This window comes from Streptomyces nymphaeiformis (assembly GCF_014203895.1).
Taxonomy (GTDB): domain Bacteria; phylum Actinomycetota; class Actinomycetes; order Streptomycetales; family Streptomycetaceae; genus Streptomyces; species Streptomyces nymphaeiformis.
In genome coordinates, this window is record NZ_JACHJY010000012.1 from 256,920 (window position 1) to 279,553 (window position 22,634).

A 22,634-nucleotide genomic window follows, 5' to 3' on the forward strand; every position below is an offset into this window, starting at 1 on the left:
CATGGCGGGTCCCGTTGCCCGCGGTGCACCGGTGGCATATGACAGGGCCTAGGTCCGCCGACCCTGCCCGGCTGGTCCCCCCGCCCGATGCGGGGCGCGGACGGCCGCGGATAGCGTGCGGGTGTGCTCCAGAAGACTCCCGCCTCTCCCCCCGTGTCCGACCTGGCCATCCCTCATGCTGAGGGAGTGAGCAACGACGAGTTCCGTGCCGCCATGGCCCGCCTCGCGGCGGGCGTGGTCCTGGTGACCGCGCACGACCCCGACGACGGCCCGCGCGGCGAGGACGTCGGCATGACGGCCACCGCCTTCGTGTCGGTCTCCCTCGACCCGCCCCTGGTCCTCGTCAGCCTCCGCAACGGCTCCCGCATGGACGACCTGCTCGCCGAGGTCCCCGTCTGGGCGGTGTCGATCCTCGCCGAGGACCAGCGGCACATCGCCGGGCGCTTCGCCATGAAGAACCGCGTCAGCGACCGGCTCCTCTTCGCCGACCTGCCGTACACGCGCGGCGAGGAGAGCGGCGCCCCGCTGATGGGCGGCGCGCTGTCGGCCCTGGAGTGCCGCACGGAGAGCCGGGTGGTGGCCGGTGACCACACGCTGGTGGTGGGCCGGGTCCTGACGGTCGGCCTCTCCTCCGGGGGCGGCGACCCCTTGACGTACTACCAGGGGAAGTACCGCCGGCTCGGATGACCCCCGTCAGCTCCAGTCGCGGGACTGGCGCGTGCGCTTCGTCTCCGAGCGCTGCTTCTTCTCGCGCAGCCGCCGTTCGTTGATCCCGCGCGGGATCTTCGTCGGCCGGCGGGGCTTCGGCGGCGGGGCGGTCGCCTCGGCGAGGAGCGCGGCCAGGCGGACCGCCGCGGTCTCGCGGTTGCGCCACTGGGAGCGGTGCTCCGAGGCGCGGACCGTCACGACGCCGTTGACCAGGCGGGAGGCGAGCCGCTCCAGGGCGCGGGCCTTCCACACCTCGGGGAGCGCGTCGGTGGCCGCGAGGTCGAAGCGGAGCTCCACCTGCGAGTCGCTGGTGTTCACGTGCTGTCCGCCCGGCCCCGACGACCGCGAGAAACGCCACTGGAGCTCGGCCTCGGGGAGCGAGACGGAGCCGCGGATGGGATACGGACCGGACATGCCTTCCATGTTCCCCGGAGGGGGCGGTACGAGTCATCCTGTTTTCCCACAGGCCCCCTGAGGGAACCGCTGGAGGCACGCACGCGTTTCTCCAGGCGACGACAGAACGATGAAAGGGACTTTCCATGGCTGTGAGCCTGTCCAAGGGCGGCAACGTCTCCCTGACCAAGGAGGCCCCGGGCCTCGCCGCCGTCACCGTGGGCCTCGGCTGGGACGTCCGCACCACCACCGGCACCGACTTCGACCTCGACGCCTCCGCGATCGGCGTGGACGCCGCCGGACGGGTCGCCTCGGACGCCCACTTCGTCTTCTTCAACAACAAGTCGACGCCGGACCAGACCATCGTGCACACCGGTGACAACCGCACCGGCGAGGGCGGCGGCGACGACGAGCAGATCAACGTCAACCTGGCGGCCCTCCCGGCCACCGTCGACAAGATCGTCTTCCCGGTCTCCATCTACGACGCGGTCTCCCGCTCGCAGAACTTCGGCCAGGTGCGCAACGCGTACATCCGCATCGTGAACCAGGCCGGCGGCGCCGAGATCGCCCGCTACGACCTCTCCGAGGACGCCGCCGTCGAGACGGCCATGATCTTCGGCGAGCTGTACCGCAACGGCGCCGAGTGGAAGTTCCGCGCCGTGGGCCAGGGCTACGCCTCGGGCCTCGAGGGCATCGCCCGCGACTTCGGCGTCAACCTCTGACGGACGCCTCCGACAGGGCCCCGGCGCGAACGCGCGCCGGGGCCCTGTCCTTTGCGCGTGACGCGCGTCGGAGCCCTACGCTTCGCGCGCGCCGGAGCCCTACGCTTTCGGCGTGATCGTCGAATCCCTCCCCCGTACGGAAGCGCACGCCCTCCCCGGCCCGCTGCTCACCGAACTCACCGCGCTGTACGCGTCGAACCGGGAGTTCCAGCAGCTCAGCGGCGACTTCCCGGACCCCGACGACATCCGGCCCGAACAGGTCGCCACCGCCCTCGCCGACGAACTCGCCCAGCCGACCGCCGAGGTGCTGCTCGCCCGCTCCGAGGGGCGGCTCGTCGCCGTCGCGGTCACGCTCGGCCGCCACCCCGACCCGGCCCAGACCGACCCGTGGCTCGGCCTGCTGATGGTCCACGCCGACGCGCGGCGCACCGGATACGGGCGCCGGCTCGCCGCGTACGTCGAGGACCGGTTCCGCGCCGAGGGCCGTACCGGCCTCCGGCTCGCGGTCCTGGAGAACAACCCGAAGGCGCTGGCCTTCTGGACCGCGCTCGGCTACGAGGAGACGGCCCGCCGCCCGGACCTGGCGCACGGCCGCCCGTGCGTCGTGATGCGGAAGTCCCTGTCCTAGGGGCGGTCCGGTCTGCCGTCGCCGTACAGCCAGACGTCCCACAGTGCTCCGAGGTCGCGGCCCGCCACGCTCTCCGCGTAGGCCGTGAAGTCGTCCGTGGAGGCGTTCGCGTGGCGGTACTTGGCGGCCCAGCCGCGCAGGATCTCGTCGAAGACGCGGTCGCCGACCGTCTCGCGCAGCGTGTGCAGGACCATCGCGCCCCGCTGGTACACGGGCGGGTCGAACAGGTTCTCCGCGGTGGGCGGAGCGGCCGGCGGGAAGGCCCAGTTGGCGTCCTGGGCGAAGGCCCGCTCGAAGTGGGTGCGCGCGGGCACGTGCTCGTACTCCTCGTCGTACAGCCACTCGGCGTACGTGGCGAAGCCCTCGTTCAGCCAGATGTCCCGCCAGCTCGCGAGCGTGACCGAGTTGCCGAACCACTGGTGGGCCTGCTCGTGGACGAGGGTCGTCCGGTCGAAGGACCCGGCCGGGAAGACGGGCCGGGTCTGGGTCTCCAGGGCGTAGCCGAGGGTCCCGTCCTTGGTGACGAGGGCGCCGGCGGCGGAGAAGGGGTACGGGCCGAACCGCTTCACCTGGCGGGCGAGGATCCCGGGGACCTCGCCCCGCAGTGCGGCGCTGCCGGCCGCGACGGGGGCCTCGGCGGCGGTGAGGACGGGCACGGCGCCGAGAGCGGTGGCGCTCGCCGTCTCGTAGTGGCCGACGGCGACGGTCGCGAGGTAGCTCGCCATGGGTTCGGCCGTGTGCCAGACCGTGGTGACGCGTCCGCCCGGCTCGGTCCTGGTCGCGGTCCTGACGCCGTTGGAGAGGCCGTCGAGGCCGGCGGGGAGGGTGAGCGCGAGGTCGTAGGTCGCCTTGTCGGAGGGGTGGTGGTTGCCGGGGAACCAGGTCATGGAACCGGCCGGCTCGCCGACGGCGACCGCGCCGTCCGCCGTGCGCAGCCAGCCCTCCTTGGAGCCGTCGGCGTCCGTGAGCGGCTCGGGCACGCCCGTGTAGGTGACGGTGGCCCGGAACTCCTTCCCCTCGGGGATGTCGTCGCGCGGGCGGAGGGTGAGCTCGTTCCCGGCGCGGTTGTACGCGGCGGGGGCGCCGTCGACGGTGGCGCGGCGCACGGTGAGGCCGGCCAGGTCGAGGTCGAAGGCGCTGAGGTCCTGGGTGGCGCGGGCGGTGATCTCGGCGGTGCCGTCGAGGCGGCCGGAGGCGGGGTCGTAGGCGAGGGTCAGGCCGTAGTGGCCGACGTCGTAGCCGCCGTTGCCGAGCTTCGGGAACAACGGGTCGCGCAGCCCGGCGGCCCCGGGGGTGCCGCGGACGCCACCGGCCCCGGTGCAGCCGCCCGCGAGCAGCGCGAGGGACGTGAGGGCCGCGGCGAGGGCGGCGATTCCGGTCCGGCTGCGCTGTGACACGTACCGATCTTAAAAGGTCAAATACGAAAAAGAGCACAACGAAAAGGCGGTGGCGCCCGGCGGGGGATCCGGGCGCCACCACCAGCTGGGGGGTGTTACTTCGCGAGGGAGGCGACGCCGGCCTGCGCGAACTTCTCGTCCAGGTCGCCGGAGGGGGCGCCGGCGACGCCGATGCCCGCGATCGGGGCGCCCTTGGCGGTGACGGGGGCGCCACCGGCGAGGAAGAGGGTGCCGGGGATGTCCTTCAGGGTCGGCGCGTTGGCGAGACGGCCCGCGAGGACGGAGGTCGGGGCGTTCCAGGAGACGGCGGTGTACGCCTTCTTCACGGCCGACTCGTAGGACTGCGGGCCGGCGCCGTCGCCGCGCAGGGTGACGACGGTGTTGCCGTTGCGGTCCACGACGGCGACCGACACCCGCTGGTTCTCCTGCTCGGCGGCGTCGAGGGTCGCCTGCGCGGCCTTGGTGGCGGCCTCGACCGTCAGGTGCGTCGTCTGCATCGTGTTGTCGTTCACCGCGTCGGCCATGACGGCGGCGGGAGCGGCGGCCGGGGCGGCGGCGTTCGCGGAGACCACGCCGAAGGTACCGGCGGCGACGACAGCGGCGGCGGTGGCACCGAGGAGGATCTTCTTCATGAGGGACTCCGTGGAGGTGAAGAGGAACAGGGAAGAGGAAAACCTGCGAGCGGTTCGTTCCTTCGCTCTGCCTCGATCCTCCGGCCGGAACCGGCGCCCACCGGTCCACGGTCCGGCTGCCCTCCGCGCGCACACCGGACGACGGGTCTGTCAGCCGATCGGTTGATGCCACCCTGGTCCCACCGGGCCACCATGGACGGATACACCCAGGTCAGACGGGCCCAGGTCAGCACGGCAGGGAGGCGGCACGGTGACCCGGCCAACAGAACACGACCCGGACGCCCGCCGGCCGGCACGGATCGGCCCCGCAGAACACGACCCCGACGCCCGCTGGCTCGCGCGGGTCATGCACATCGCGTTCTTCCTGCTGCTCGGCGCCTCCCTCGCCCGCTTCCTGCTGCGGCACGACTGGGAGGCCCGCAGCCCCTGGATCATCGCCCTCACCGGCGCGCTCGCCTCCCTCTACCTGCTCGGGCCCGTGCTCGGCACCCGCGCCACCCCGCGCCGGATCGCCTGGCTGGGCACGGTCGTCGCCGTCTGGGTCGTCCTCGTCGTCCTCGCGCCCAGCTTCGCCTGGTGCGCGGTGCCCCTCTTCTACACGGGCCTGCGCACCCTCCCGCCGCGCGCCGCGCTCGGCCTGGTCGCCCTGCTCACCGCGTTCGTGGTCTTCGCGCAGGTCCAGCTGTCACACGGCGGCTGGGACCCGAACCTGATCGTCGCCCCGCCGGCCGTCGCCGCCCTCGCCACCGGCGTCTTCGTGTACTCCGACCGGCAGGCCGCCCGGCAGCGGGCGCTCATCGACGACCTGATCCGCACCCGGCGCGAACTCGCCGCGATCGAACGCCGCGAGGGCACCCTCGCGGAGCGCCAGCGGCTCTCCATGGAGATCCACGACACCCTCGCGCAGGGCCTGTCCAGCCAGCAGATGCTGCTCCAGGCCGCCGACCGGCTGTGGGACGGCGACCCGGGCACCGCCCGCCGGCACGTCCGCACCGCCGAGTCCATCGCCGAACGCAACCTCGCCGAGGCCCGCCGCTTCGTGCAGGACCTCGCGCCCGCCGACCTCGCCGGGGGCGGCGGCCTGGAGGAGGCCCTGCGCGGGCTCGCCGCCCGCGAGTCGGCGGCCTTCCGGGTCGACGGCACCCCGGTGCCGCTGCCCGACCGGGTGCAGGCGGCGCTGCTGCGGATCGCGCAGGGGGCGCTCGCGAACATCCGCGAGCACGCCGGAGCCGACTCCGCCGCCCTGACCCTCAGCTACCTCGACGACCAGGTCGTCCTGGACATCGCCGACGACGGCCGCGGCTTCGACCCGGCGCTCTCGCGCGAACAGGCCGAGCGCGGCCACGGGCTGCCCGCGATGCGGGTGCGCGCGCAGCAGCTCGGTGGCACCCTGACGGTCGAGTCCACCCCGGGCGAGGGCACGGTGCTCTCCGCCGCGATCCCGCTCTCCCTGGAGTCCTGATGTCCGTACGGATCCTCCTCTGCGACGACCACGTCGTGGTCCGCGCCGGCCTGCTCGCCCTGCTCGGCAGCACGCCCGACATCGAGGTGGTCGGGGAGGCGGGCAGCGGCGAGGAGGCCGTCGCGATGGCGGCGAAGCTGAAGCCGGACGTGGTGCTCATGGACCTCCAGCTCGGCGCGGGCATCGACGGCGTGGAGGCGACGCGGCGGATCGCGCCCACCGGTGTCCACGTCCTGGTCCTCACCACGTACGACACGGACGCGGACATCACCCGGGCCATCGAGGCGGGCGCGACGGGCTACCTGCTGAAGGCCGAGCGGCCCGAGGAGCTGTTCGCCGCGATCCACTCCGCCGCCCAGGGCCGCACCGCGCTCTCCCCGCCGGTCGCCAGCCGGGTCATGGACCGCATGCGCGGCGCGGCGGGCCCTTCGCTGACCGACCGGGAGCGCGACATCCTGGGCCAGCTCGGCCGCGGCCTCGGGAACCGGGAGATCGCGCGGGCGCTGTTCATCAGCGAGGCGACGGTGAAGACGCACCTGGGCCGGATCTACTCGAAGCTCGGCGTCGACACCCGCGCGGGCGCGGTCGCGGTGGCGAAGGAACGCCGCCTGCTGCCGTAGCCCGTAGGGCTGGTCCGTGGCGCCGTTCCCCCGCGCCACACCACCCCCACTGCTACCGTGCGTCGTCATTCGACCGCACGGTGTCATGTCTCAGTGGGAGCGCACGTGAAGCTCGCGATCGTCGGCGGCGGACCCGCCGGCCTCTACCTCTCGATCCTGCTGAAGCGGCAGGATCCGTCCCGCGACGTCGCCGTGTACGAGCGGAATCCCGAGGGCTCCACGTACGGCTGGGGCGTCACCTACTGGGCCGGGCTCCTCGACAAGCTGCGGGCGGGCGACCCCGAGTCGGCGGCGGCCGTCGCCGAGGCGTCCGTGACCTGGACCGACGGGGTCGCCATCGTCCGCGACGAGCGGACCGTCCACCGCGGCGACGCCGGCTTCGGGATCGGGCGGCGACGGATGCTGGCGCTGCTCGCCGACCGGGCCGAGGAGCTGGGCGTACGGGTCGAGTTCGAGCACGACATCCCCGGCCCGGACGCGCCCGAACTCACCGGCGCTGACCTGGTGGTCGCCGCCGACGGCGTCAACAGCGTCCTCCGCGAGGCACACGCCGACCACTTCGGCAGCGAGGTCGCGAGCGGCCGCAACCAGTACGTCTGGCTGGGCACCACCAAGGTCTTCGACTCCTTCAGCTTCGCGTTCAAGGAGACCGAGCACGGCTGGATCTGGTGCTACGCGTACGGCTTCAGCGGCGAACGCTCCACCTGCGTCGTCGAGTGCTCCCCGGAGACCTGGACCGGCCTCGGCCTCGACACGCTCGGCGAGGCCGACAGCCTCGACCTCCTGGAGAAGCTCTTCCACGACCTCCTCGACGGACACGAGCTGATCGGCCGCGAGCGCGCCGACGGCGCCGCCCAGTGGCTCACCTTCCGCACCCTCACCAACCGGGTCTGGCACCGGGGCAACCTCGTCCTCCTCGGCGACGCCGCCCACACCACGCACTACTCGATCGGCGCGGGCACCACCCTGGCCCTGGAGGACGCGCTCGCCCTCGCCGACGCCCTGAGCGCCCCCGGCGGCCTGGACGCGGCGCTCACCGCGTACGGGAGGCGGCGGCGCGCCGAGCTGGTCTCGGCGCAGAGCGCGGCCCGCTACAGCGCCCAGTGGTACGAGAACCTGCCGCGGTACATGAGCCTGGAGCCGGCCAAGATGTTCGCGCTCCTCGGCCAGCGCCACTCGCCGCTGCTGCCGCACGTACCGCCGCAGCTGTACTACCGGATCGACCGGGCCGCCGAGCAGCTGGAGGCCCTGCGGCGCCTCAAGCGCTGGCTCGGCCCGCGGGTGGCCCGGGCGGTGCACGGGCGCCGCTGACCGCCGTACGGGCTCAGACGTCCCGCCGGTGGACCGCCGCGAACGCCACCGCCACCGCGCCCGCCGTCCAGGTCGCGTACACGGTCCACGCCCCGCCCGCGGTCCACGGGTAGTCCACCGGCACCGGCGACACCCCCACCTGCGTGAGCCGCTGCCACGCGCCCTGCGGCAGCACGTGCAGGAACGTCGCGCCCCAGCGGTTCCGCTCGTCCATCAGGGCCGGCAGCAGGAGCAGCGCGCCGGTCAGGGAGACGATCGTCGTCGCCGTGTGCCGCAGCAGCGCCCCGAAGCCGAATCCGGCGAGCGCGCACACCGGCGCGAGGAGCGCCGACGCGGCGACCGCCCGCGCCACGCCCTCGTCGCCGAACGCCATGCCGACGCCCCGGCCGTCGAGCACGGCCTGCGTGGCGGCGAACGACACCCCGGCGACCAGCACGCCGTACACCAGCATCACGGCGGCGAGGACGAGCGTCTTCGCGGCGACGACGGACCGGCGGGCCGGGACGGCCGCGAAGGTCGTCCGGATCTGGCCCGTGCCGTACTCGCCGACGATCATCAGCGCGCCGATCGAGCCGGTCGCGAGGACGAACACCATGGCCCCGCCGAGCGTGAACGCGTCGCGCATCGCCCAGATCGGCACGAAGAGCTCCTTGATGCCGTCCGAATAGTGCGGGTAGTTGCGGTAGTCGGCGAGGGTCGCGTTGAGGTTGACGCCGAGCGCGGCGACCGCGCCGACGGCGAAGGCCCAGGGCGTGGAGCGGAGCGACCACAGCTTCATCCACTCGGCGGCGAGCAGGTCGCGGAAGCGGGCGTTCGGCATCAGCGGTACTCCACACTGTCGGCGGTGAGCTCCATGAACGCCTCTTCGAGGGAGGAGGCGCGCGCGGTCAGTTCGGCGAGCGGAACGCCGAGCCGGTGGGCGAGGAGCCCGACCCGTTCCGCGTCGGTCCCGGTGACCCGGAGGAGCTCTTCCCGCGCTCGTACGGTGGCGCCCTCGGCCTCCGAGGCTCCTGCTTCCCGCCGTACGGTGGCGCCCTCGGCCTCCAGGGCGTCCGCGAGGCCCCGTGAGGCCGCCGGATCGACCGTCCGCACCGTCACGCTCCGGCGGGTGCCGCGCGCGGCGAAGGCGGCGCCGCTCTCGGCCGCGATGAGCCGGCCTCGGCCGATGACGACGAGGTCGTCGGCGGTGTGCTCCATCTCGCCCATCAGATGGCTGGAGACGAACACGGTCCGGCCCTCGGCGGCCAGCCGACGGAACAGCCCCCGTGCCCACAGCACGCCCTCCGGGTCGAGGCCGTTGACGGGCTCGTCGAAGAGCAGGACCGGCGGATCGCCGAGCAGCGCGGCGGCGATCCCGAGGCGCTGCTTCATGCCGAGCGAGTAGCCGCCGATGCGCCGCTCGGCGGCTCCGGCGAGGCCGACCTCCTCCAGGACCTCGCCGACCCGGCGGCGCGGGATGCCGTTGGTGCGGGCGAGCGCGGCGAGATGGGCCTCGGCGGTCCGGCCGCCGTGCACGTCGTGCGCGTCGAGCAGCGCCCCGACGTCCCGCAGCCCCCGCGGCAGCTCCCGGAAGCGCCGCCCGCCGACGGTGGCGGTCCCGGACGTCGGCTCGCCCAGCCCGAGGATCAGCCGCAATGTCGTCGACTTCCCGGCCCCGTTGGGCCCGAGGAACCCGGTCACACGGCCGGGCCGCACGGAGAAGGTGAGCCGGTCGACGGCGAGACGGGCGGCGGGGCCGGCGAGACGGGACGGGCCCCGGCGCCGGCGGCCGTACCGCTTGGTCAGTTCGTGGACTTCGATCATGCGGACCACGGTGGCCGTCCGGCACCCGTCGCCACATCGGCTCGGCGGCCACAACTCGCAGCAGGGGGTGGCCCGGAGGCGTACGCCCGCGGGCCGATGCCCCTGCGGACGGCCGCGCCTACGATCGGGGCCATGCCCGCCACCCCGACCGACCGCCGACCGACCGCAGGGCGGGTGCCGGCGACCGACCGACCGCACCGCGGGCGGGCGTCGACGGCCCTCGTCTGGGGTGCGGCCGTCGCGCAGCCCTTCCTGTTCCTCCTCGCCGCCCGGACCGGCCCGTACCGCTCCACCGAGCTGCGGCTCTTCCTCACCGCCGTCGCCGTCGGCCTGACCCTGCCCCTCGCGCGCCGCAACCCGCTCGCGGCGCTCGGGCTGCTGCTCGCCGGCCTGTTCGCGGCGGCGACCACCCGTCCGGACGGCGCGCTGCTCTACCTTCCGGTGCTCGCCGCCGACGCCCTCGTCGGCCGGATCGCCGCCCTGCGCCCGCCGCGGATCCTGCTGCCCACCGCCCTCGGCGCACTGGTGGTGCAGATCGGCGCCGCGACCTACACCACCTCCGGTCAGGACGTCTTCGTCAGCACCGTCGTCGCCCTCGCGCTCGCCCTGCTCACCGCCGGCCTCCTCGGCCGGTCCGTACGCGAACGGCGCGACCACGCAGCCGAGTTGCGCGCCGCGACCGCCGCCGAGGCGGTCGCCGCCGAACGGCTCAGGATCGCCCGCGAGCTGCACGACGTCGTCGCGCACAGCATCGGCGTCATCGCCATCCAGGCGGGCGTCGGCCGCCGGGTCATCGACACCCAGCCCGCCGAGGCCCGCAACGCGCTCGCCACCATCGAGACCACCAGCCGGGAGACCCTCGCCGGGCTGCGCCGCACCCTGGGCGCGCTGCGGGGCGCCACCGCCGACGGCCGTCCCGCGCCGCGCGACCCCGCGCCCGGCCTCGCCGACCTGGAACGGCTCGCCGCGTCCACGGCGGACGCGGGGGTACGGGTCGAGCTGCGGCACCTCGGCAATCCCGACCTGGCGCTGCCACCGGAGGTCGACCTCGCCGCGTACCGGATCGTGCAGGAGTCCCTGACCAACGTCGTACGCCACGCGGCCGTGCCCGTCTGCCGGGTGACGGTGGAACGGCGCACCGACACACTGCTCGTCGAGATCGCCGACGAGGGCCGCGGGGCGCCGCCCGGTGCGGACACCCGGGGCGGCTACGGTCTCGTCGGGATGCGCGAGCGCGCCGCGCTCCTCGGCGGCAGCCTCACCGCGGGGCCCCGGCCCGGCGGCGGCTTCCACGTCACCGCGCTGCTGCCGCTGCCCGCCGGCCTCCCGGAAGGAACCCCCGCCCCGTGAACCCCCGGATCCGCGTCCTCCTCGTCGACGACCAGCCCCTCGTCCGGGCCGGGCTGCGCGTCCTCATGGCCGACACCCCCGACCTGGAGGTCGCCGGGGAGGCGGGCACCGGCACGGAGGCAGTGGCGCGGGCACGGGACCTGCGGCCCGACGTGGTGGTGATGGACGTACGGATGCCCGGCATGGACGGCATCGAGGCCACTCGGATCGTCACGGCGGGCCCCGGCGCGCCCCGGGTCCTCGTCCTCACGACCTTCGACGACGACGAGTACGTGTACGGCGCACTGCGGTCCGGTGCGAGCGGCTTCCTCGTCAAGGACATGGCCCTCGACGACATCCTCGCGGCGATCCGGGTGGTGGCCGCGGGCGACGCCCTGATCGCGCCGGGGGTGACGCGCCGCCTGATCGAGGAGTTCGCGGCGCGCCCGGACCCGGTACGCCGTCCGTCGCGTGGCCTCGACGGCGTCACCGACCGCGAACGGGAGGTCCTCACCCTCGTCGGCCGGGGCCTGTCGAACGGCGAGATCGCCGAACGGCTCCACATCAGCACGGCCACCGCGAAGGCCCACGTGGCGCGCCTCTTCTCGAAGCTGGACGCACGCGACCGAGTGCAGCTGGTGATCCTCGCGTACGAGACGGGGCTCGCGCCGTGACACCATCGGTCCCGTGCTCGACATCGGCTACTCCCTCTCGCGTCGCTTCCCCGACCCGCCGCAGACCGACTACCGCCGCGCGGACGTCCACGCGCTGCGGCACGACCTGTTCTGCGGGGACGTGTACCTCGCCGACACCGAGACGGACCGCGAGGTGTCCACGGCCTGGGGATGGGTGCCGGTGCTCGACTTCGCGTGGGCGCTGTGCGACATCGTCGAGCAGCTCGACCAGGACCCGCGCGGCAGCCGCGCCGCGCAGCCGCAGTACGCGGAGCTCGACTTCACCGAGTCCACGGACCGGATGCTCTTCGAGCGCCGCTTCGGATGGGTGGACGTCGAGGCCGACTGGATGCCGGGCGACGAGCCGCCGGTGACGTTCAACCACGCGGAGCTGCGGCGCGAGGCGCGGGACTTCCTGCACGACCTGATCGCGGACCTCGTGGACATGCACGAGGGCCTGGCGGACAACCCCACGATCTGGACCCTCCAGTCCCGCTTCCCCCGCGTGAAGTAGCCCCCCCACCCACGGCAAGGGTCACTCCACCCGCAGCCCCAGCCTCGCCGCCAGCACCGGGGCCAGGTCGAGGAGCTGTGCCGTGGAGATCACCGCGCCCGCCAGCGACTCCACGCCCGCCGCGATCCCGAGGCGCTGCACGCCCCGCAGGTCCACGTCCGTGAGGCGGGCTCCCGTGAAGTCCACGTCCGTGAGCGTGCAGTCGACGAACTCGACCCGCTGCAGGACCGCGCCCCCGAAGTCCGGCTCGCTCAGTACGCAGCCTTCGAAGACGACGTCCTTCAGCTTCGCCGCCCGCAGGTTCAGGTAGTCGATCTTGCCGCCCCGGACGACGACCCTCTCCAGGACCGCCCCGTGCAGCTGCGTCCCGCCGAGCCGCGCCTCGACGACCTCGACGTCCCGGAACTGCGCCCCTGCGAGCTCGGTGCCCACGCCCCGCACCCCCGTGAGCACCGAGTCGAGGAACCGCGCGCCCGTCAGCCGCGCCGCGTCGAGCCCGCACTCCCGCAGCGCGCAGTCCAGGAACCGCGCCCCCTCGCCGGACTGGCCCGTCAGGTCGAGCCCGGTCAGTCCGAGGCCGTCGTAGTCCCCGTCGGGCGCGAGCCCGCCCCCGTACGCCTCCAGGGGAGGCAGCCGGACCTCCGGGCGCCTCGCCCCCGCCACCTTCTTCTTCCCAGCCGTCACCATGCCCCCATCGTGACCTACGCCACTGACAACGCCCCGATGTCACATCCGCCGCCCCTCCCGCCGTCCCCCGTGTGAGACCCAGACCGACACGAGGGAGACACCTCATGCGCAAGCTCACGATCATCGGCGGCGGTTTCGCCGGACTGACCGCCGCCGTCACGGCCGCCGAGGCCGGCGCCGAGGTGACCGTCCACGAGTCGCACCGGACGCTCGGCGGCCGGGCGCGCACGGCCGACGGCCCGTACCGCACGAACGAGGGCCCGCACGCGCTCTACAACGGCGGCCCGCACTGGACCTGGCTGAAGCAGCGCGGGCTCCTCCCGCCCATGGCCGTGCTGCCGACCGCCGAGGCCCTCCGGTTCCGCGTCCACCGCGACGGCGCCATGCGCGGCGTCCCGCCGCTCGGTCTGTTCCGTCTGGCCCGTCGCAGCGCCGAACAGGCCCCCGTCGACGTCGACTTCCGCACCTGGGCCACCGGTGTCGCGGGCGAGCGCACCGCGCGCGTGGCCGCGGCGTACAGCGGGGTCGCGCTCTTCCACCACGACCCCGGCTCCCTCTCGGCCCGTTTCGTGCAGGAGCGGCTGCACCGGTCCACCGCCCTGCCGCCCGAGGCGCACTACCCCCGGGGCGGCTGGGGCGAGCTGATCGACCGGATGGCCACGCGCGCGCGTGAGCTGGGCGTGCGGATCGAGACCTCGTCCCGGATCGACGCCCTGCCGGTGGGCGGCGGGCCGGTGGTCGTCGCGACCGCGCTGCCGGCCGCCGCCCGGCTCCTCGGCGACCCGTCGCTGACCTGGGAGAGCGGCCGTACGGTCCTGTTCGACCTGGCGCTGCGCACCCGGAAGGGCGATCCGTTCGTGGTCTCGGACCTGGACGCGCCGGGCTGGATCGAGCGGTACACGGCGCAGGACCCCTCGCTGGCCCCGGCCGGGCAGTCGCTGCTCCAGGCGCAGCTGCCGATCGGCCCGGACGCGTCGAAGGCGGACGGCGTCGCCCACGGCGAGCGGCTGCTCGACCTGAGCTTCCCCGGCTGGCGCGAGCGGACGGTGTGGCGGCAGGAGTCCGTCTGCCAGGGCCGTACGGGAGCGCTCGACCGCCCGGGCACGACGTGGCGCGACCGGCCGGCCGTCGACCGGGGCGACGGGGTGTACCTGGTGGGCGACCAGGTAGCGGCGCCGGGCGTGCTCGCGGAGGTGTCGTTCACGAGCGCGGTCGAGGCGGTGTCGCTGGCGCTGCGCGCGGAGCACCTCGACCGCCTTGACCTCAAGCGCGCTTGAGGTCGGAGGCTTGCCCCGCAAGCCCGTCCGTACGACGACAGGGGAACGTCATGCACGCCATCCGCCTCCACGCCTTCGGCCCCGCCGAGAACCTCGCCTACGAGGAGACGCCCGACCCCGTGCCAGGCCCCGGCCAGGTCCGCGTCCGGGTGGCGGCGGCCGGCGTGCACCTGCTCGACACCGCCCTGCGCGAGGGCGCCACGGGCCCGTTCCCCACGCCCACCCCGCTCCCCACGATCCCCGGCCGCGAGGTCGCCGGCACGGTCGACGCCCTCGGCGAGGGCACCGACCCGTCCTGGCTCAGCCGGCGCGTCGTCGCCCACCTCGGCATGAACCCCGGCGGCTACGCCGAACTCGCCGTCACCGACGCCGCCCGGCTGCACGCCCTGCCCGACCACCTCGGCGAGGCGGAGGCCGTCGCCATGATCGGCACCGGCCGCACGACCCTCGGCATCCTCGGGTTCACCGAACTCGGTCCCGACTCGGTCGCGATCGTCCCGGCCGCCGCCGGCGGCATCGGCACCCTGCTCGTCCAGTACGCCAAGAACGCCGGCGCCACCGTCATCGGCCTCGCCGGCGGCCCCGCGAAGGTCGCCCTCGTCGAGGCGAACGGCGCCGACCTGGCCGTCGACTACAAGCAGCCCGACTGGCCGGAGAAGGTCCGCGCGTACCTCGACTCCGTGGGCGAGAAGGCCACCGTCGTCTTCGACTCGGTCGGCGGCGACACCGGCCGCGCCGCCGTCGACCTGCTCGGCAAGGGCGGACAGCACCTGGTCTTCGGCTGGTCCGGCGCCGGACTGCACGACGGCGAACCGCTCACCTTCACCGAGGAGGAGCTCACCGCGCGCGGGATCACCTCGGAGTCCGTCCTCGGCCCCGTCATGATCCAGAAGGCGGGCGGCGACATCCGTACGCTCGAACTCGCCGCCCTCGACGCGGCGGCCACCGGCACCCTCCGCCCGGCGGTCCACCGCTTCCCCCTCGCGGAGGCGGCGGAGGCCCACCGCGCCCTGGAGAACCGGGGCACGACGGGCAAGGTGGTCCTGGTCCCGTGAGGGATCAGAAAGGGGTCAGACCCCGAGGACGTCCCAGGAGTGCGCCTTGAACTCCTTCGTGAAGTCGGGGTGGTCCTCCCACATCCGGGCGATGGAGCGCAGCACGTCCCAGTTGTGCTCCAGCGCCTGGTCGACGACCTGCCGCAGCTCCGGCGCCGTCTCCCGCTTCTCCACGAGCCCGTTCACCGCGGACGCGGCCTGCACGGTGTAGCGCAGGGCCCGCAGCGCCCGCGACGTGTCGTCCATGCCGAACCCGTGGTCGCTGCCGTTGGCGGGGTCGAAGAGCGGCGTCAGCCGCGCCTCGATGAAGCCGGTGATCCGCTGGAACCGCTGCTCAATGTCCATGCCCCCTTCCTACACCGTCACCGCGCCCAGCTTCGCCAGGGCCCCGTCCGTCAGGCGGTACACGCTCCACTCGTCCTGCGGGCGGGCGCCCAGGGACTCGTAGAAGTCGATGGACGGCCGGTTCCAGTTCAGTACGGACCACTCCAGGCGCTCGTAGCCCCGCTCGACGCAGATGCGGGCCAGTTCGCGCAGCAGCGCCTTGCCGTGGCCGCCGCCGCGGGCCTCCGGGCGGACGTACAGGTCCTCCAGGTAGATGCCGTGGACGCCGCGCCAGGTCGAGAAGTTGAGGAACCAGAGCGCGAAGCCCACCGGCTCGCCCGTCTCGTCCTCGGCGATGTGCGCGAAGGCGGCGGGCCGCTCGCCGAACAGCGCCTCGTGCAGCATCTCGGGGGTCGCCCGGACCTCGTGGAGGGCCTTCTCGTACTCGGCGAGGTCACGGATCAGGGCGTGGATGACGGGGACGTCGGCAGGCGTGGCGGTACGGATCATGGCACCCAGCCTGCCCCGGATCAGGCCCCTCTGGCCAGCAGGATCCGCGCGGCGACCGCCTGCCCCGGCTCACGCCCTCCTGGCCAGCAGGATCCGCGCGGCGGCCACCTGCCCGGGGTCGAGGGCCGGCTCGCCGTCCGCGACGTCCCACAGGCCGTTCTGCAGGACCCGGCCCAGCGTCCACGCGGTCGCCCGCCGCCGGTCCCCGACGACCTCGGCGAGCAGGTCGAACCCCCACAGGAACCCGTCGGGATCGAAGCGGTCCATCAGGGCCGGGAGCAGTTCGAAGCCCGGATCCCCCGCCAGCGGTTTCGGGTCGATCGCCAGCCAGGGCTCCCGCTCGGCCGCCAGGACGTTCCCGAAGTGCAGGTCCCAGTGGAGCAGCCGGTCCCCCGGCTCGCCCGCCACCTCCCGTACGGCCGCCGCGCAGTCCCGCAGCACCGCGGCGTCGTCCGCGCCCAGCCGCGCCGCGGCCTCCGGGACGTCGGCGAGCATCCCGGCGGCGATGTCCCCGAGCGTCCGCAGCCCCTCCGGTGCGGGGACGGCGACCAGCCGGGAGAGGAGCCCGGCGACGATCCCGAGCGCCTCGCGGGTGTCCTCGACCGCGGACAGCGGCCGGGCCTCGTCGAGGCGCTCCAGGAGCATCGTCCCGGTCGCCGCGTCGTGGTCGAGCAGCCGTACCGCCCCCGCTCCGCCCCACGTCCGCAGGCCGAGCGGCTCGCCCTCCGTCTCGTCGTCGAGGATCTGCATCTTCAGGGCCGCGCGGACACCGTCCGCCTCCCGCTCCACCGGCAGCACCAGCGAGGCCACCCCGTGCATCGGGGGCCCGGTGACCCGCAGCCCCCACCGGCCGAGGAACTCCTCCGCCCGCCCCGGCAGCGCGGCCACGAACGCCCGCCCCGCCTCGCCGTTGAACTTCGCCTGCGACGCCGCCAGTTCCTCCGGTACGTGAATCACCCGGCGAGCGTAGTGACCGGCGCCCGCCCCGCGCCTCCGGGTTTCCCCGTATCCACAGACCCCTGGCCAGCGGTAACCTCCGGCCACGCACCCGGAAGAGGGATAGAGATGAGCACGGTCAACGGCACCGTCAACGGCGGCATATCGTTCTGGTACGCGCAGGAGGGCGCCCCCGCGCCCCGCGAACCGCTCCCCGGCGACACCACCGCCGACGTCTGCATCGTCGGCGGCGGCTACACGGGACTCTGGACCGCCTACTACCTCAAGAAGGCCGTCCCCTTCCTCAACATCACCGTCCTCGAGGCCAAGTTCTGCGGCTACGGCGCCTCCGGGCGCAACGGCGGCTGGCTCTACAACGGCATCGCCGGCCGCGACCGCTACGCCGAGCTGCACGGCCACGAGGCCGCCGCCCGCCTCCAGCAGGCCATGAACGCCACCGTCGCCGAGGTCCTCGACGTCTGCGAGACCGAGAAGATCGACGCCGACCAGCACCGCGGCGGCGTCCTGGAAGTGGCCCTCTCGCCCGCCCAGCTCGCCCGCCTCAAGGCCTTCCACGCCGCCGAGCTCGCCTTCGGCGAGACCGACCGCGAGCTGTACGGCGCCCGCGAGACCGCCGAACGCATCCGCGTCGCCGGAGCCGTCGGCTCCTCCTGGACCCCGCACGGCGCCCGCCTCCACCCGGTCAAGCTCGTCCAGGGGCTCGCGGCCGCCGTCGAGGCCCTCGGCGTCACGATCCACGAGTCGACGCCCGTCACCGAGATCAAGCCGAAGCACGCGATCACCCCGTACGGCACCGTCCGCGCCCCGTACGTCCTGCGCTGCACCGAGGGCTTCACCGCCTCCCTCGCGGGCCAGCGCCGCACCTGGCTCCCCATGAACTCCTCGATGATCGCCACCGAGCCGCTCACCGACGCCCAGTGGGAGTCCATCGGCTGGGACGGCCGCGAGACCCTCGGCGACATGGCGCACGCCTACATGTACGCGCAGCGCACCGCCGACGGCCGCATCGCGCTCGGCGGCCGGGGCGTCCCGTACCGCTTCGGCTCGAAGACCGACAACGACGGCCGCACCCAGCCGCAGACCATCGACGCCCTGCGGGAGATCCTGGTCCGCTTCTTCCCCCAGCTCGCGGGCGTACGGATCGACCACGCCTGGTCCGGCGTCCTCGGCGTCCCCCGCGACTGGTGCGCCACCGTCACCCTCGACCGCTCCACCGGCCTCGGCTGGGCCGGCGGCTACGTCGGCTCGGGCGTCGCCACGGCCAACCTCGCGGCCCGCACCCTCCGGGACCTCATCCAGCAGGACTCGGGCCAGTCGGGGCCCACCGACCTCACGGCCCTCCCCTGGGTGAACCACAAGGTCCGCAAGTGGGAACCGGAGCCCCTGCGCTGGCTCGGCGTCCAGACCATGTACGCCGCCTTCCGCGGCGCCGACCGCCGCGAGGCCACGGCCCACACGGCGGAGACGGACCGCGTGGCGATCCTGGCGAACCGCCTGAGCGGCCGCTGAGGGACACGGCGGGGAGGGCGCCGGTCGCGCCCTCCCCTCCGTCACTACTCCACCTCGATCCCGAAGTCCCCCACGAGCTCCTCGAGCCCGCCCCCGTACCCCTTCCCGCCGAGGACGAAGTCCCAGTCCCCGCCGGCCCGCCGCCGGAACGAGCCGAGGACGAGCGCCGTCTCCCCCGGCCGCCCGTCCGACACCTCCAGCCGGTCGAGCTCGGCGCCCGCGTCGTCCCGCAGCCGGATCCCGGCCTCCGTGAACCCGCCGAGGTCCGCGTCGGGGTTCACCTCCGGGTCCACGGCCGCCACCAGGACCAGCCGGTCCGCCCGCGCGGGCAGCGCGTCGAAACCGACCCGCACGGCCGCGCGGTCGCCGGGCGCGGCCGCCACCATCGCGACCGAACCGTCGGGCGTAGCGGGGTTGTTGAAGAAGACGAACCACTCGTCGCCGAGGACCCGGTTCCCCGCGCAGACCAGCGCGCACACGTCGAGCGCGGCGGAGCCCGACCACACCATGCCGAGCAGGTTGAAGTCCTCGGCGGCCTCGGCGGAAGCAGAAGCGGGGACGGGAGCGGGCGCGGGGGCCGGAGCGGTCGCGGGCCCGCCCAGCCGGCCCCGCAGACCGTGCTGGTGCAGCAGATCCACCAGCTCGGTCCCCGAGATCAGGGTCAGCGGCTTGCCGTTGGCGAAGGTGTACGAACCGGGCCCGAACTTCGAGGTGGTCACCAGGACCCCCTTGTTGGCCCCGACGTCCTGCACGGTCCCGTACAGATCCCGTACCGCACTCGGCGGCACCGTGTTCCGGTACCGCTTCACCTGCACCGCGATCGACCCGCCGCTGATCGGATCGGGATCGAGCGCCTTGACGTCGACCCCGCCGTCGCCCGACCGCTGCGTCGTGACGGCCTGGAGCCCCCGCGCCCGGAACAGCTCGGCGACGAGCCCCTCGAAGGCGATCGGGTCCATGGTGAGCAGGTCGGGCTCCTCGCCGTCCCCCTGCACCACCACGTCCGAGCCCACCTGGCCTGGCTCCCGCAGCGGCACGACCGCCACCCGCTCGTCGGGCTTGGCGGAGAGCCGCCCGCCGAGGGCCCCGGTCAGGCACTCCACGGCGCCGACGAGCTCCAGGTTCAGCCGGTCGAACGCCGGCCGCTCCACCACGACCGAGGCCACGCACACCCGCCCGGCGAGCCCGGTGGCGGGATCGACCCCGCCGACGTACCCGTTCAGCGCCACCGCTTCGAGCGCCCCGAAGCGATCCGCGGCGAACAGCTCCCGCACCGCGAGCAGCACGCTCTGCGCGAGGACGTCCCGGTACAGCCCCCGCCGCTGTGTGACGGGCCGCGGGACCTCCTTCTCCTGGTCGGTGCTCGGCAGGTACTTGACGCCCTTGGCCTCCGGGACCACCTCGTACCCGGGCAGGTCCCAGTCGAGGACGAGCCCGCGCCCGGCCCGGTCGTAGGCGGCCGACACCTCGCGGGGGAACCCCTCGGGCCAGGCGGTCGACGCGAACAGCACGGCGGAGAAGTACTCGACGACGGTGTCGGCCTCCCCGTTCCGCAGGGCCGCGACGGTCCCGTCGATCCCGCTGTTGTGGGCGCGTATCTCGGCGGTACGGGCGGCAGCCCAGGCGTCGTACTCCCGCCGGTACGCGGCGAGTTGCTCGACCCTCCGCGCCTCGGCGGCCTGCGCCGCGTACCAGTCGTGCTCGAACCTGGCCCGCGCGTCCCGCTCGGCCTGGGCGCGCCCGGAGGCCGTCCAGGCGGCCTGCGGCTGGTAGAAGCGCTGGTCGGGCATGGCGACGGGCTCCCCGAGCGGCCCGGGGGCGAACGGCTCGACGGTCTCCTCCCGCCGCAGCGACTCCACACCGAAGGCGGGCGCCCGGCACCCCGCCACGAGCAGCCCCTCCAGCTGGGCGACCCGCTCGTCCAACTCACGGGTCCGCCGCAGGGCGTCGGCGTCCCGCTGCTGCCGATAGGCGGCCCGCTGCTCCCGCTGCATCCGGGCGACGTCCCGCTCGTACGCCCGCTGCGCCCGCTCGGCGTCCCGTTGCTGCCGCAGCACCGCCTGGTGCTGTCCCTCCCGCTGCCGCTGCGCCACCCGCTGCTGCTCGGCCCACACCCCGATCAGCCCACCGGAACGCCGACTCATCCGCGCACCCCTCCCCAGAACACCCCACGCACTGACGCCCCCGTAGTGCACAAGTGTCCCGGACCGGGCCGCCCCGGCACACAGGAACGCCGGACCTCCTCGAACGGACCCGAACACGACACTCACCGCGCCTGCTTCAACAGCCCCCTGACCGACACCTCCGAGTTGACGGAGGCCCAGACGAGTCCGTACCGCTCGGCCTCCCTGCTCACTTCTCCCTCGTCCAGACCTTGGTAGATGCCGTAGATCGACTGGTTCTTCTTCTCCTTCTTGAAGTTGAACGAGGAGATGAAGACGTCCGGCGCCTCTTCCGGCGCCCAGAAGGCCGCCACGTACCGGGGCTTGCGCGTCACGTTGATCAAGTTGGTGTTGTAGCGCACCCTGCCGTGATAGATAACGTGCTCACCACATTCATCGGGCGGACAGTAGTACCTCCCCTCCGACTTGATCCACGAGAGCTTCGGGTTGTAGAACTCGTCGTCGATCTTCCCGCGGTCCTGCCTCAGGATGGCGAACTGAAGATCAGCGTTCAGCGTCTCGTACTTCGTGGACTTGGGGAGCGTGATCACCTTCTCCATCTTGAACTCCTCCCCGGCGTCAAGGGTCGACCCCGGCCCCTGGAACTGCCCGGACGCGACGACCTCATACGTGACGTCACTCCTGTAGGCCTCCGCCTCCGGGTTCCACCACCCGCCTTCCTGGTCACCCTTCCATTCCTTCAGCCCGTCGCCGGAGCCGGAGAACTTGGCCAGGGATCCCGTCACCGTGTAGTCGTCGATGACGATGTACACCGGAATCCCGCCGTCGTTCTTCGCATACAGCACGAGAGGGACATGCACGTAAGGCGAACCGGAATCCGTCCGCGGTGTCCCGAATTCCGCTCTGAGGACGAAGTGCATGGGGGCGGCGATGGGCTGATACAGGATCGAGTAGCCCAGACTGACAGCCGTCATGAGCGCCGTCACGGTAACTCCCAGGGCGAACTTCCTGGGGTGCGGTATGCCTCTCCACACCTTGTCGCGGATGAGAGCGTGGAGGGCCCACAGCGACCAGAGCCACAAGCCGAGGAAGATCAGGACGGTGGCTATGTACTCCCGCTCCTGCAGCCACAGGAACAGGAGAAGGCTCGTGGTGGCCAGCGTCATGAGCACGCCGAGAAGGACCAGCGCCCCGGACAGCCTGACCTGCCGGCGGCCCCAGTGGTCGACGACCGCGGGCAACGCGATCCCCTCGACCACACCCGCCAACAGGAACAGCACACCGACGAGCCGTTGCGCGAAGGTCAACGCCCCCAGGGCGTCCGCCCAGCCGATCGCGACGTGGAGCCCCAACGAGGCGAGCAGCCCCACGAGCATGAGGGCGATGACCAGACGCCGTCTCCAGCCCCTGTCATCGGGCCAGAAGTCGCTGCCGCCGCCACGCCAGTGGACGCGCGAGCGGTCGTCGAGATCCATGTCGTCGGGATAACCCAGACGGCTGAGGACCTTCCGCAACTCCCGGCGGGACCACGCGCTGCCCACTGTCTTGCCGTGGATGACGATCCGGCGCAGCCCGCGCCGGTCAGGTGGCTCGACCACCACCCAAGGTCGTATGCCCATGGCCCCAGCCTCGGCTCCCCACCCGCCATGAGCACGCCGAACTACTGCGTCCGACTGAACCCGCCCACTCGCGGGCCACGGTCCGGCACCGCTGTGGCACGGCCTCGTACCGCTGACGAGGACGGCGCCGCCGCCTGGTTCGTCGACCCGAGGGCCTGACCGAACGGCTCGAAACCCGGATCGCCGCAGATGCCGAAGGCCCCGGACCATGAACGGTCCGGGGCCTTCGCCTCGTCCTGCCTGGAGCCCCCTGTCGGGTTCGAACCGACGACCCCCGCTTTACAAGAGCGGTGCTCTGGCCAGCTGAGCTAAGGAGGCAGCGAGTGAAGTGTAACCAACCCGGCCCCGGAGGCGGTCGGAAATCTCACGGGGCCGTGAGT

General features: G+C 73.5%; 23 protein-coding genes and 1 tRNA gene. 12 read left to right on the plus strand and 12 right to left on the minus strand.

The window, feature by feature from the left end; translation table 11 throughout:
- Positions 1-123: 123 nt before the first annotated feature.
- Entirely contained in the window at positions 124-687 is a 564-nt protein-coding gene (locus GGE06_RS35970; RefSeq protein WP_116159692.1) for a flavin reductase family protein, read from the plus strand.
- Positions 688-693: 6 nt separating this feature from the next.
- Here GGE06_RS35970 and arfB read toward each other — a convergent pair whose 3' ends face one another.
- Positions 694-1,131 carry an alternative ribosome rescue aminoacyl-tRNA hydrolase ArfB gene (gene arfB, locus GGE06_RS35975; protein ID WP_078908429.1) on the minus strand — a complete coding sequence of 146 codons (438 nt, stop codon included), beginning with the start codon at positions 1,129-1,131 and terminating at the stop codon, positions 694-696.
- A 116-nt stretch (positions 1,132-1,247) separates the two neighbouring features.
- Between arfB and GGE06_RS35980 the strand changes: the two genes are divergently transcribed.
- Together GGE06_RS35980 and GGE06_RS35985 are read left to right on the plus strand one after the other, a co-directional pair.
- The gene (locus tag GGE06_RS35980) at positions 1,248-1,823 is read left to right on the plus strand and encodes a TerD family protein (RefSeq protein WP_116159693.1); all 576 of its coding nucleotides are present in this window, start codon (positions 1,248-1,250) and stop codon (positions 1,821-1,823) included.
- Between the two features lie 112 nt (positions 1,824-1,935).
- Positions 1,936-2,451 carry a GNAT family N-acetyltransferase gene (locus GGE06_RS35985; RefSeq protein ID WP_184932750.1) on the plus strand — a complete coding sequence of 172 codons (516 nt, stop codon included), beginning with the start codon at positions 1,936-1,938 and terminating at the stop codon, positions 2,449-2,451.
- On the opposite strand, the gene GGE06_RS35990 is transcribed toward GGE06_RS35985, so the two are convergent.
- A complete protein-coding gene (locus GGE06_RS35990; RefSeq protein ID WP_116159695.1) occupies positions 2,448-3,848 on the minus strand; it encodes a M1 family metallopeptidase in 1,401 nt (466 codons plus the stop codon). The two genes, GGE06_RS35985 and GGE06_RS35990, sit on opposite strands and share 4 nt — an antisense overlap.
- A 95-nt stretch (positions 3,849-3,943) precedes the next feature.
- Positions 3,944-4,480, minus strand: a complete 537-nt coding sequence (locus GGE06_RS35995) for a GlcG/HbpS family heme-binding protein (protein WP_184932751.1) — start codon at positions 4,478-4,480, stop codon at positions 3,944-3,946.
- Between the two features lie 250 nt (positions 4,481-4,730).
- Between GGE06_RS35995 and GGE06_RS36000 the strand changes: the two genes are divergently transcribed.
- The 3 genes from GGE06_RS36000 to GGE06_RS36010 all read left to right on the plus strand — a co-directional run bounded on the left by GGE06_RS36000 (position 4,731) and on the right by GGE06_RS36010 (position 7,873).
- Positions 4,731-5,942, plus strand: a complete 1,212-nt coding sequence (locus GGE06_RS36000; RefSeq protein ID WP_376773624.1) for a sensor histidine kinase — start codon at positions 4,731-4,733, stop codon at positions 5,940-5,942.
- Positions 5,942-6,562 carry a response regulator gene (locus GGE06_RS36005; RefSeq protein WP_116159697.1) on the plus strand — a complete coding sequence of 207 codons (621 nt, stop codon included), beginning with the start codon at positions 5,942-5,944 and terminating at the stop codon, positions 6,560-6,562. Before GGE06_RS36000 ends, GGE06_RS36005 begins: the two co-directional genes overlap by 1 nt.
- A 105-nt stretch (positions 6,563-6,667) precedes the next feature.
- Entirely contained in the window at positions 6,668-7,873 is a 1,206-nt protein-coding gene (locus tag GGE06_RS36010; protein ID WP_184932752.1) for an FAD-dependent monooxygenase, read from the plus strand.
- Between the two features lie 13 nt (positions 7,874-7,886).
- Here GGE06_RS36010 and GGE06_RS36015 read toward each other — a convergent pair whose 3' ends face one another.
- Together GGE06_RS36015 and GGE06_RS36020 are read right to left on the minus strand one after the other, a co-directional pair.
- Positions 7,887-8,693, minus strand: coding sequence for an ABC transporter permease subunit (locus GGE06_RS36015; RefSeq protein WP_184932753.1), 807 nt, complete (start codon positions 8,691-8,693; stop codon positions 7,887-7,889).
- A complete protein-coding gene (locus tag GGE06_RS36020) occupies positions 8,693-9,676 on the minus strand; it encodes an ATP-binding cassette domain-containing protein (RefSeq protein ID WP_116165395.1) in 984 nt (327 codons plus the stop codon). The genes GGE06_RS36015 and GGE06_RS36020 overlap by 1 nt, the downstream gene beginning before the upstream one ends.
- Positions 9,677-9,808: 132 nt before the next feature.
- Between GGE06_RS36020 and GGE06_RS36025 the strand changes: the two genes are divergently transcribed.
- The 3 genes from GGE06_RS36025 to GGE06_RS36035 are packed head-to-tail and all read left to right on the plus strand — an operon-like array spanning position 9,809 to position 12,193.
- On the plus strand, positions 9,809-11,026 hold the full coding sequence (locus tag GGE06_RS36025; protein ID WP_116165396.1) for a sensor histidine kinase: 1,218 nt from the start codon (positions 9,809-9,811) through the stop codon (positions 11,024-11,026).
- Positions 11,023-11,679, plus strand: coding sequence for a response regulator (locus tag GGE06_RS36030; protein WP_312883418.1), 657 nt, complete (start codon positions 11,023-11,025; stop codon positions 11,677-11,679). Before GGE06_RS36025 ends, GGE06_RS36030 begins: the two co-directional genes overlap by 4 nt.
- 13 nt (positions 11,680-11,692) lie before the next feature.
- Positions 11,693-12,193, plus strand: coding sequence for a hypothetical protein (locus GGE06_RS36035; RefSeq protein ID WP_116159700.1), 501 nt, complete (start codon positions 11,693-11,695; stop codon positions 12,191-12,193).
- 21 nt (positions 12,194-12,214) lie between these two features.
- On the opposite strand, the gene GGE06_RS36040 is transcribed toward GGE06_RS36035, so the two are convergent.
- Positions 12,215-12,880 carry a pentapeptide repeat-containing protein gene (locus GGE06_RS36040; protein WP_184932754.1) on the minus strand — a complete coding sequence of 222 codons (666 nt, stop codon included), beginning with the start codon at positions 12,878-12,880 and terminating at the stop codon, positions 12,215-12,217.
- A gap of 104 nt (positions 12,881-12,984) precedes the next feature.
- Here GGE06_RS36040 and GGE06_RS36045 point away from each other — a divergent pair, with 104 nt between their 5' ends.
- Together GGE06_RS36045 and GGE06_RS36050 are read left to right on the plus strand one after the other, a co-directional pair.
- A complete protein-coding gene (locus GGE06_RS36045; protein WP_184932755.1) occupies positions 12,985-14,157 on the plus strand; it encodes an FAD-dependent oxidoreductase in 1,173 nt (390 codons plus the stop codon).
- Positions 14,158-14,207: 50 nt separating this feature from the next.
- Entirely contained in the window at positions 14,208-15,212 is a 1,005-nt protein-coding gene (locus tag GGE06_RS36050) for a zinc-binding dehydrogenase (RefSeq protein ID WP_184932756.1), read from the plus strand.
- A 15-nt stretch (positions 15,213-15,227) separates the two neighbouring features.
- Here GGE06_RS36050 and GGE06_RS36055 read toward each other — a convergent pair whose 3' ends face one another.
- The 3 genes from GGE06_RS36055 to GGE06_RS36065 form a co-directional block, all read right to left on the minus strand.
- Complete coding sequence (locus tag GGE06_RS36055; protein ID WP_030691147.1) at positions 15,228-15,557, minus strand: hypothetical protein; 330 nt, start codon at positions 15,555-15,557, stop codon at positions 15,228-15,230.
- Between the two features lie 9 nt (positions 15,558-15,566).
- On the minus strand, positions 15,567-16,046 hold the full coding sequence (locus tag GGE06_RS36060) for a GNAT family N-acetyltransferase (protein WP_184932757.1): 480 nt from the start codon (positions 16,044-16,046) through the stop codon (positions 15,567-15,569).
- 69 nt (positions 16,047-16,115) lie between these two features.
- Positions 16,116-17,003, minus strand: coding sequence for an aminoglycoside phosphotransferase family protein (locus tag GGE06_RS36065; protein ID WP_184932758.1), 888 nt, complete (start codon positions 17,001-17,003; stop codon positions 16,116-16,118).
- Between the two features lie 108 nt (positions 17,004-17,111).
- Here GGE06_RS36065 and GGE06_RS36070 point away from each other — a divergent pair, with 108 nt between their 5' ends.
- Positions 17,112-18,512 (plus strand): NAD(P)/FAD-dependent oxidoreductase, encoded by a 1,401-nt coding sequence (locus GGE06_RS36070; RefSeq protein WP_116159706.1) that lies wholly within the window; start codon positions 17,112-17,114, stop codon positions 18,510-18,512.
- Positions 18,513-18,556: 44 nt separating this feature from the next.
- Here the strand turns inward: GGE06_RS36070 and GGE06_RS36075 are convergent, their stop codons facing one another.
- The 3 genes from GGE06_RS36075 to GGE06_RS36085 form a co-directional block, all read right to left on the minus strand.
- Entirely contained in the window at positions 18,557-20,656 is a 2,100-nt protein-coding gene (locus GGE06_RS36075; RefSeq protein ID WP_181924561.1) for a restriction endonuclease, read from the minus strand.
- A gap of 122 nt (positions 20,657-20,778) precedes the next feature.
- Complete coding sequence (locus GGE06_RS36080; RefSeq protein ID WP_147321077.1) at positions 20,779-22,110, minus strand: MFS transporter; 1,332 nt, start codon at positions 22,108-22,110, stop codon at positions 20,779-20,781.
- Between the two features lie 385 nt (positions 22,111-22,495).
- Positions 22,496-22,572, minus strand: a tRNA-Thr gene (locus GGE06_RS36085).
- Positions 22,573-22,634: the final 62 nt, after the last annotated feature.

Excerpts from the sequence above, each read along its gene's own strand:
- arfB (WP_078908429.1), bottom strand. The coding sequence starts at position 1,131 with ATGGAAGGCATGTCCGGTCCGTATCCCATCCGCGGCTCCGTCTCGCTC.
- GGE06_RS35980 (WP_116159693.1), top strand. The coding sequence starts at position 1,248 with ATGGCTGTGAGCCTGTCCAAGGGCGGCAACGTCTCCCTGACCAAGGAG.
- GGE06_RS35995 (WP_184932751.1), bottom strand. The coding sequence starts at position 4,480 with ATGAAGAAGATCCTCCTCGGTGCCACCGCCGCCGCTGTCGTCGCCGCC.
- GGE06_RS36005 (WP_116159697.1), top strand. The coding sequence starts at position 5,942 with ATGTCCGTACGGATCCTCCTCTGCGACGACCACGTCGTGGTCCGCGCC.
- GGE06_RS36015 (WP_184932753.1), bottom strand. The coding sequence starts at position 8,693 with ATGCCGAACGCCCGCTTCCGCGACCTGCTCGCCGCCGAGTGGATGAAG.
- GGE06_RS36020 (WP_116165395.1), bottom strand. The coding sequence starts at position 9,676 with ATGATCGAAGTCCACGAACTGACCAAGCGGTACGGCCGCCGGCGCCGG.
- GGE06_RS36025 (WP_116165396.1), top strand. The coding sequence starts at position 9,809 with ATGCCCGCCACCCCGACCGACCGCCGACCGACCGCAGGGCGGGTGCCG.
- GGE06_RS36040 (WP_184932754.1), bottom strand. The coding sequence starts at position 12,880 with ATGGTGACGGCTGGGAAGAAGAAGGTGGCGGGGGCGAGGCGCCCGGAG.
- GGE06_RS36045 (WP_184932755.1), top strand. The coding sequence starts at position 12,985 with ATGCGCAAGCTCACGATCATCGGCGGCGGTTTCGCCGGACTGACCGCC.
- GGE06_RS36050 (WP_184932756.1), top strand. The coding sequence starts at position 14,208 with ATGCACGCCATCCGCCTCCACGCCTTCGGCCCCGCCGAGAACCTCGCC.
- GGE06_RS36055 (WP_030691147.1), bottom strand. The coding sequence starts at position 15,557 with ATGGACATTGAGCAGCGGTTCCAGCGGATCACCGGCTTCATCGAGGCG.
- GGE06_RS36060 (WP_184932757.1), bottom strand. The coding sequence starts at position 16,046 with ATGATCCGTACCGCCACGCCTGCCGACGTCCCCGTCATCCACGCCCTG.
- GGE06_RS36070 (WP_116159706.1), top strand. The coding sequence starts at position 17,112 with ATGAGCACGGTCAACGGCACCGTCAACGGCGGCATATCGTTCTGGTAC.
- GGE06_RS36075 (WP_181924561.1), bottom strand. The coding sequence starts at position 20,656 with ATGAGTCGGCGTTCCGGTGGGCTGATCGGGGTGTGGGCCGAGCAGCAG.
- GGE06_RS36080 (WP_147321077.1), bottom strand. The coding sequence starts at position 22,110 with ATGGATCTCGACGACCGCTCGCGCGTCCACTGGCGTGGCGGCGGCAGC.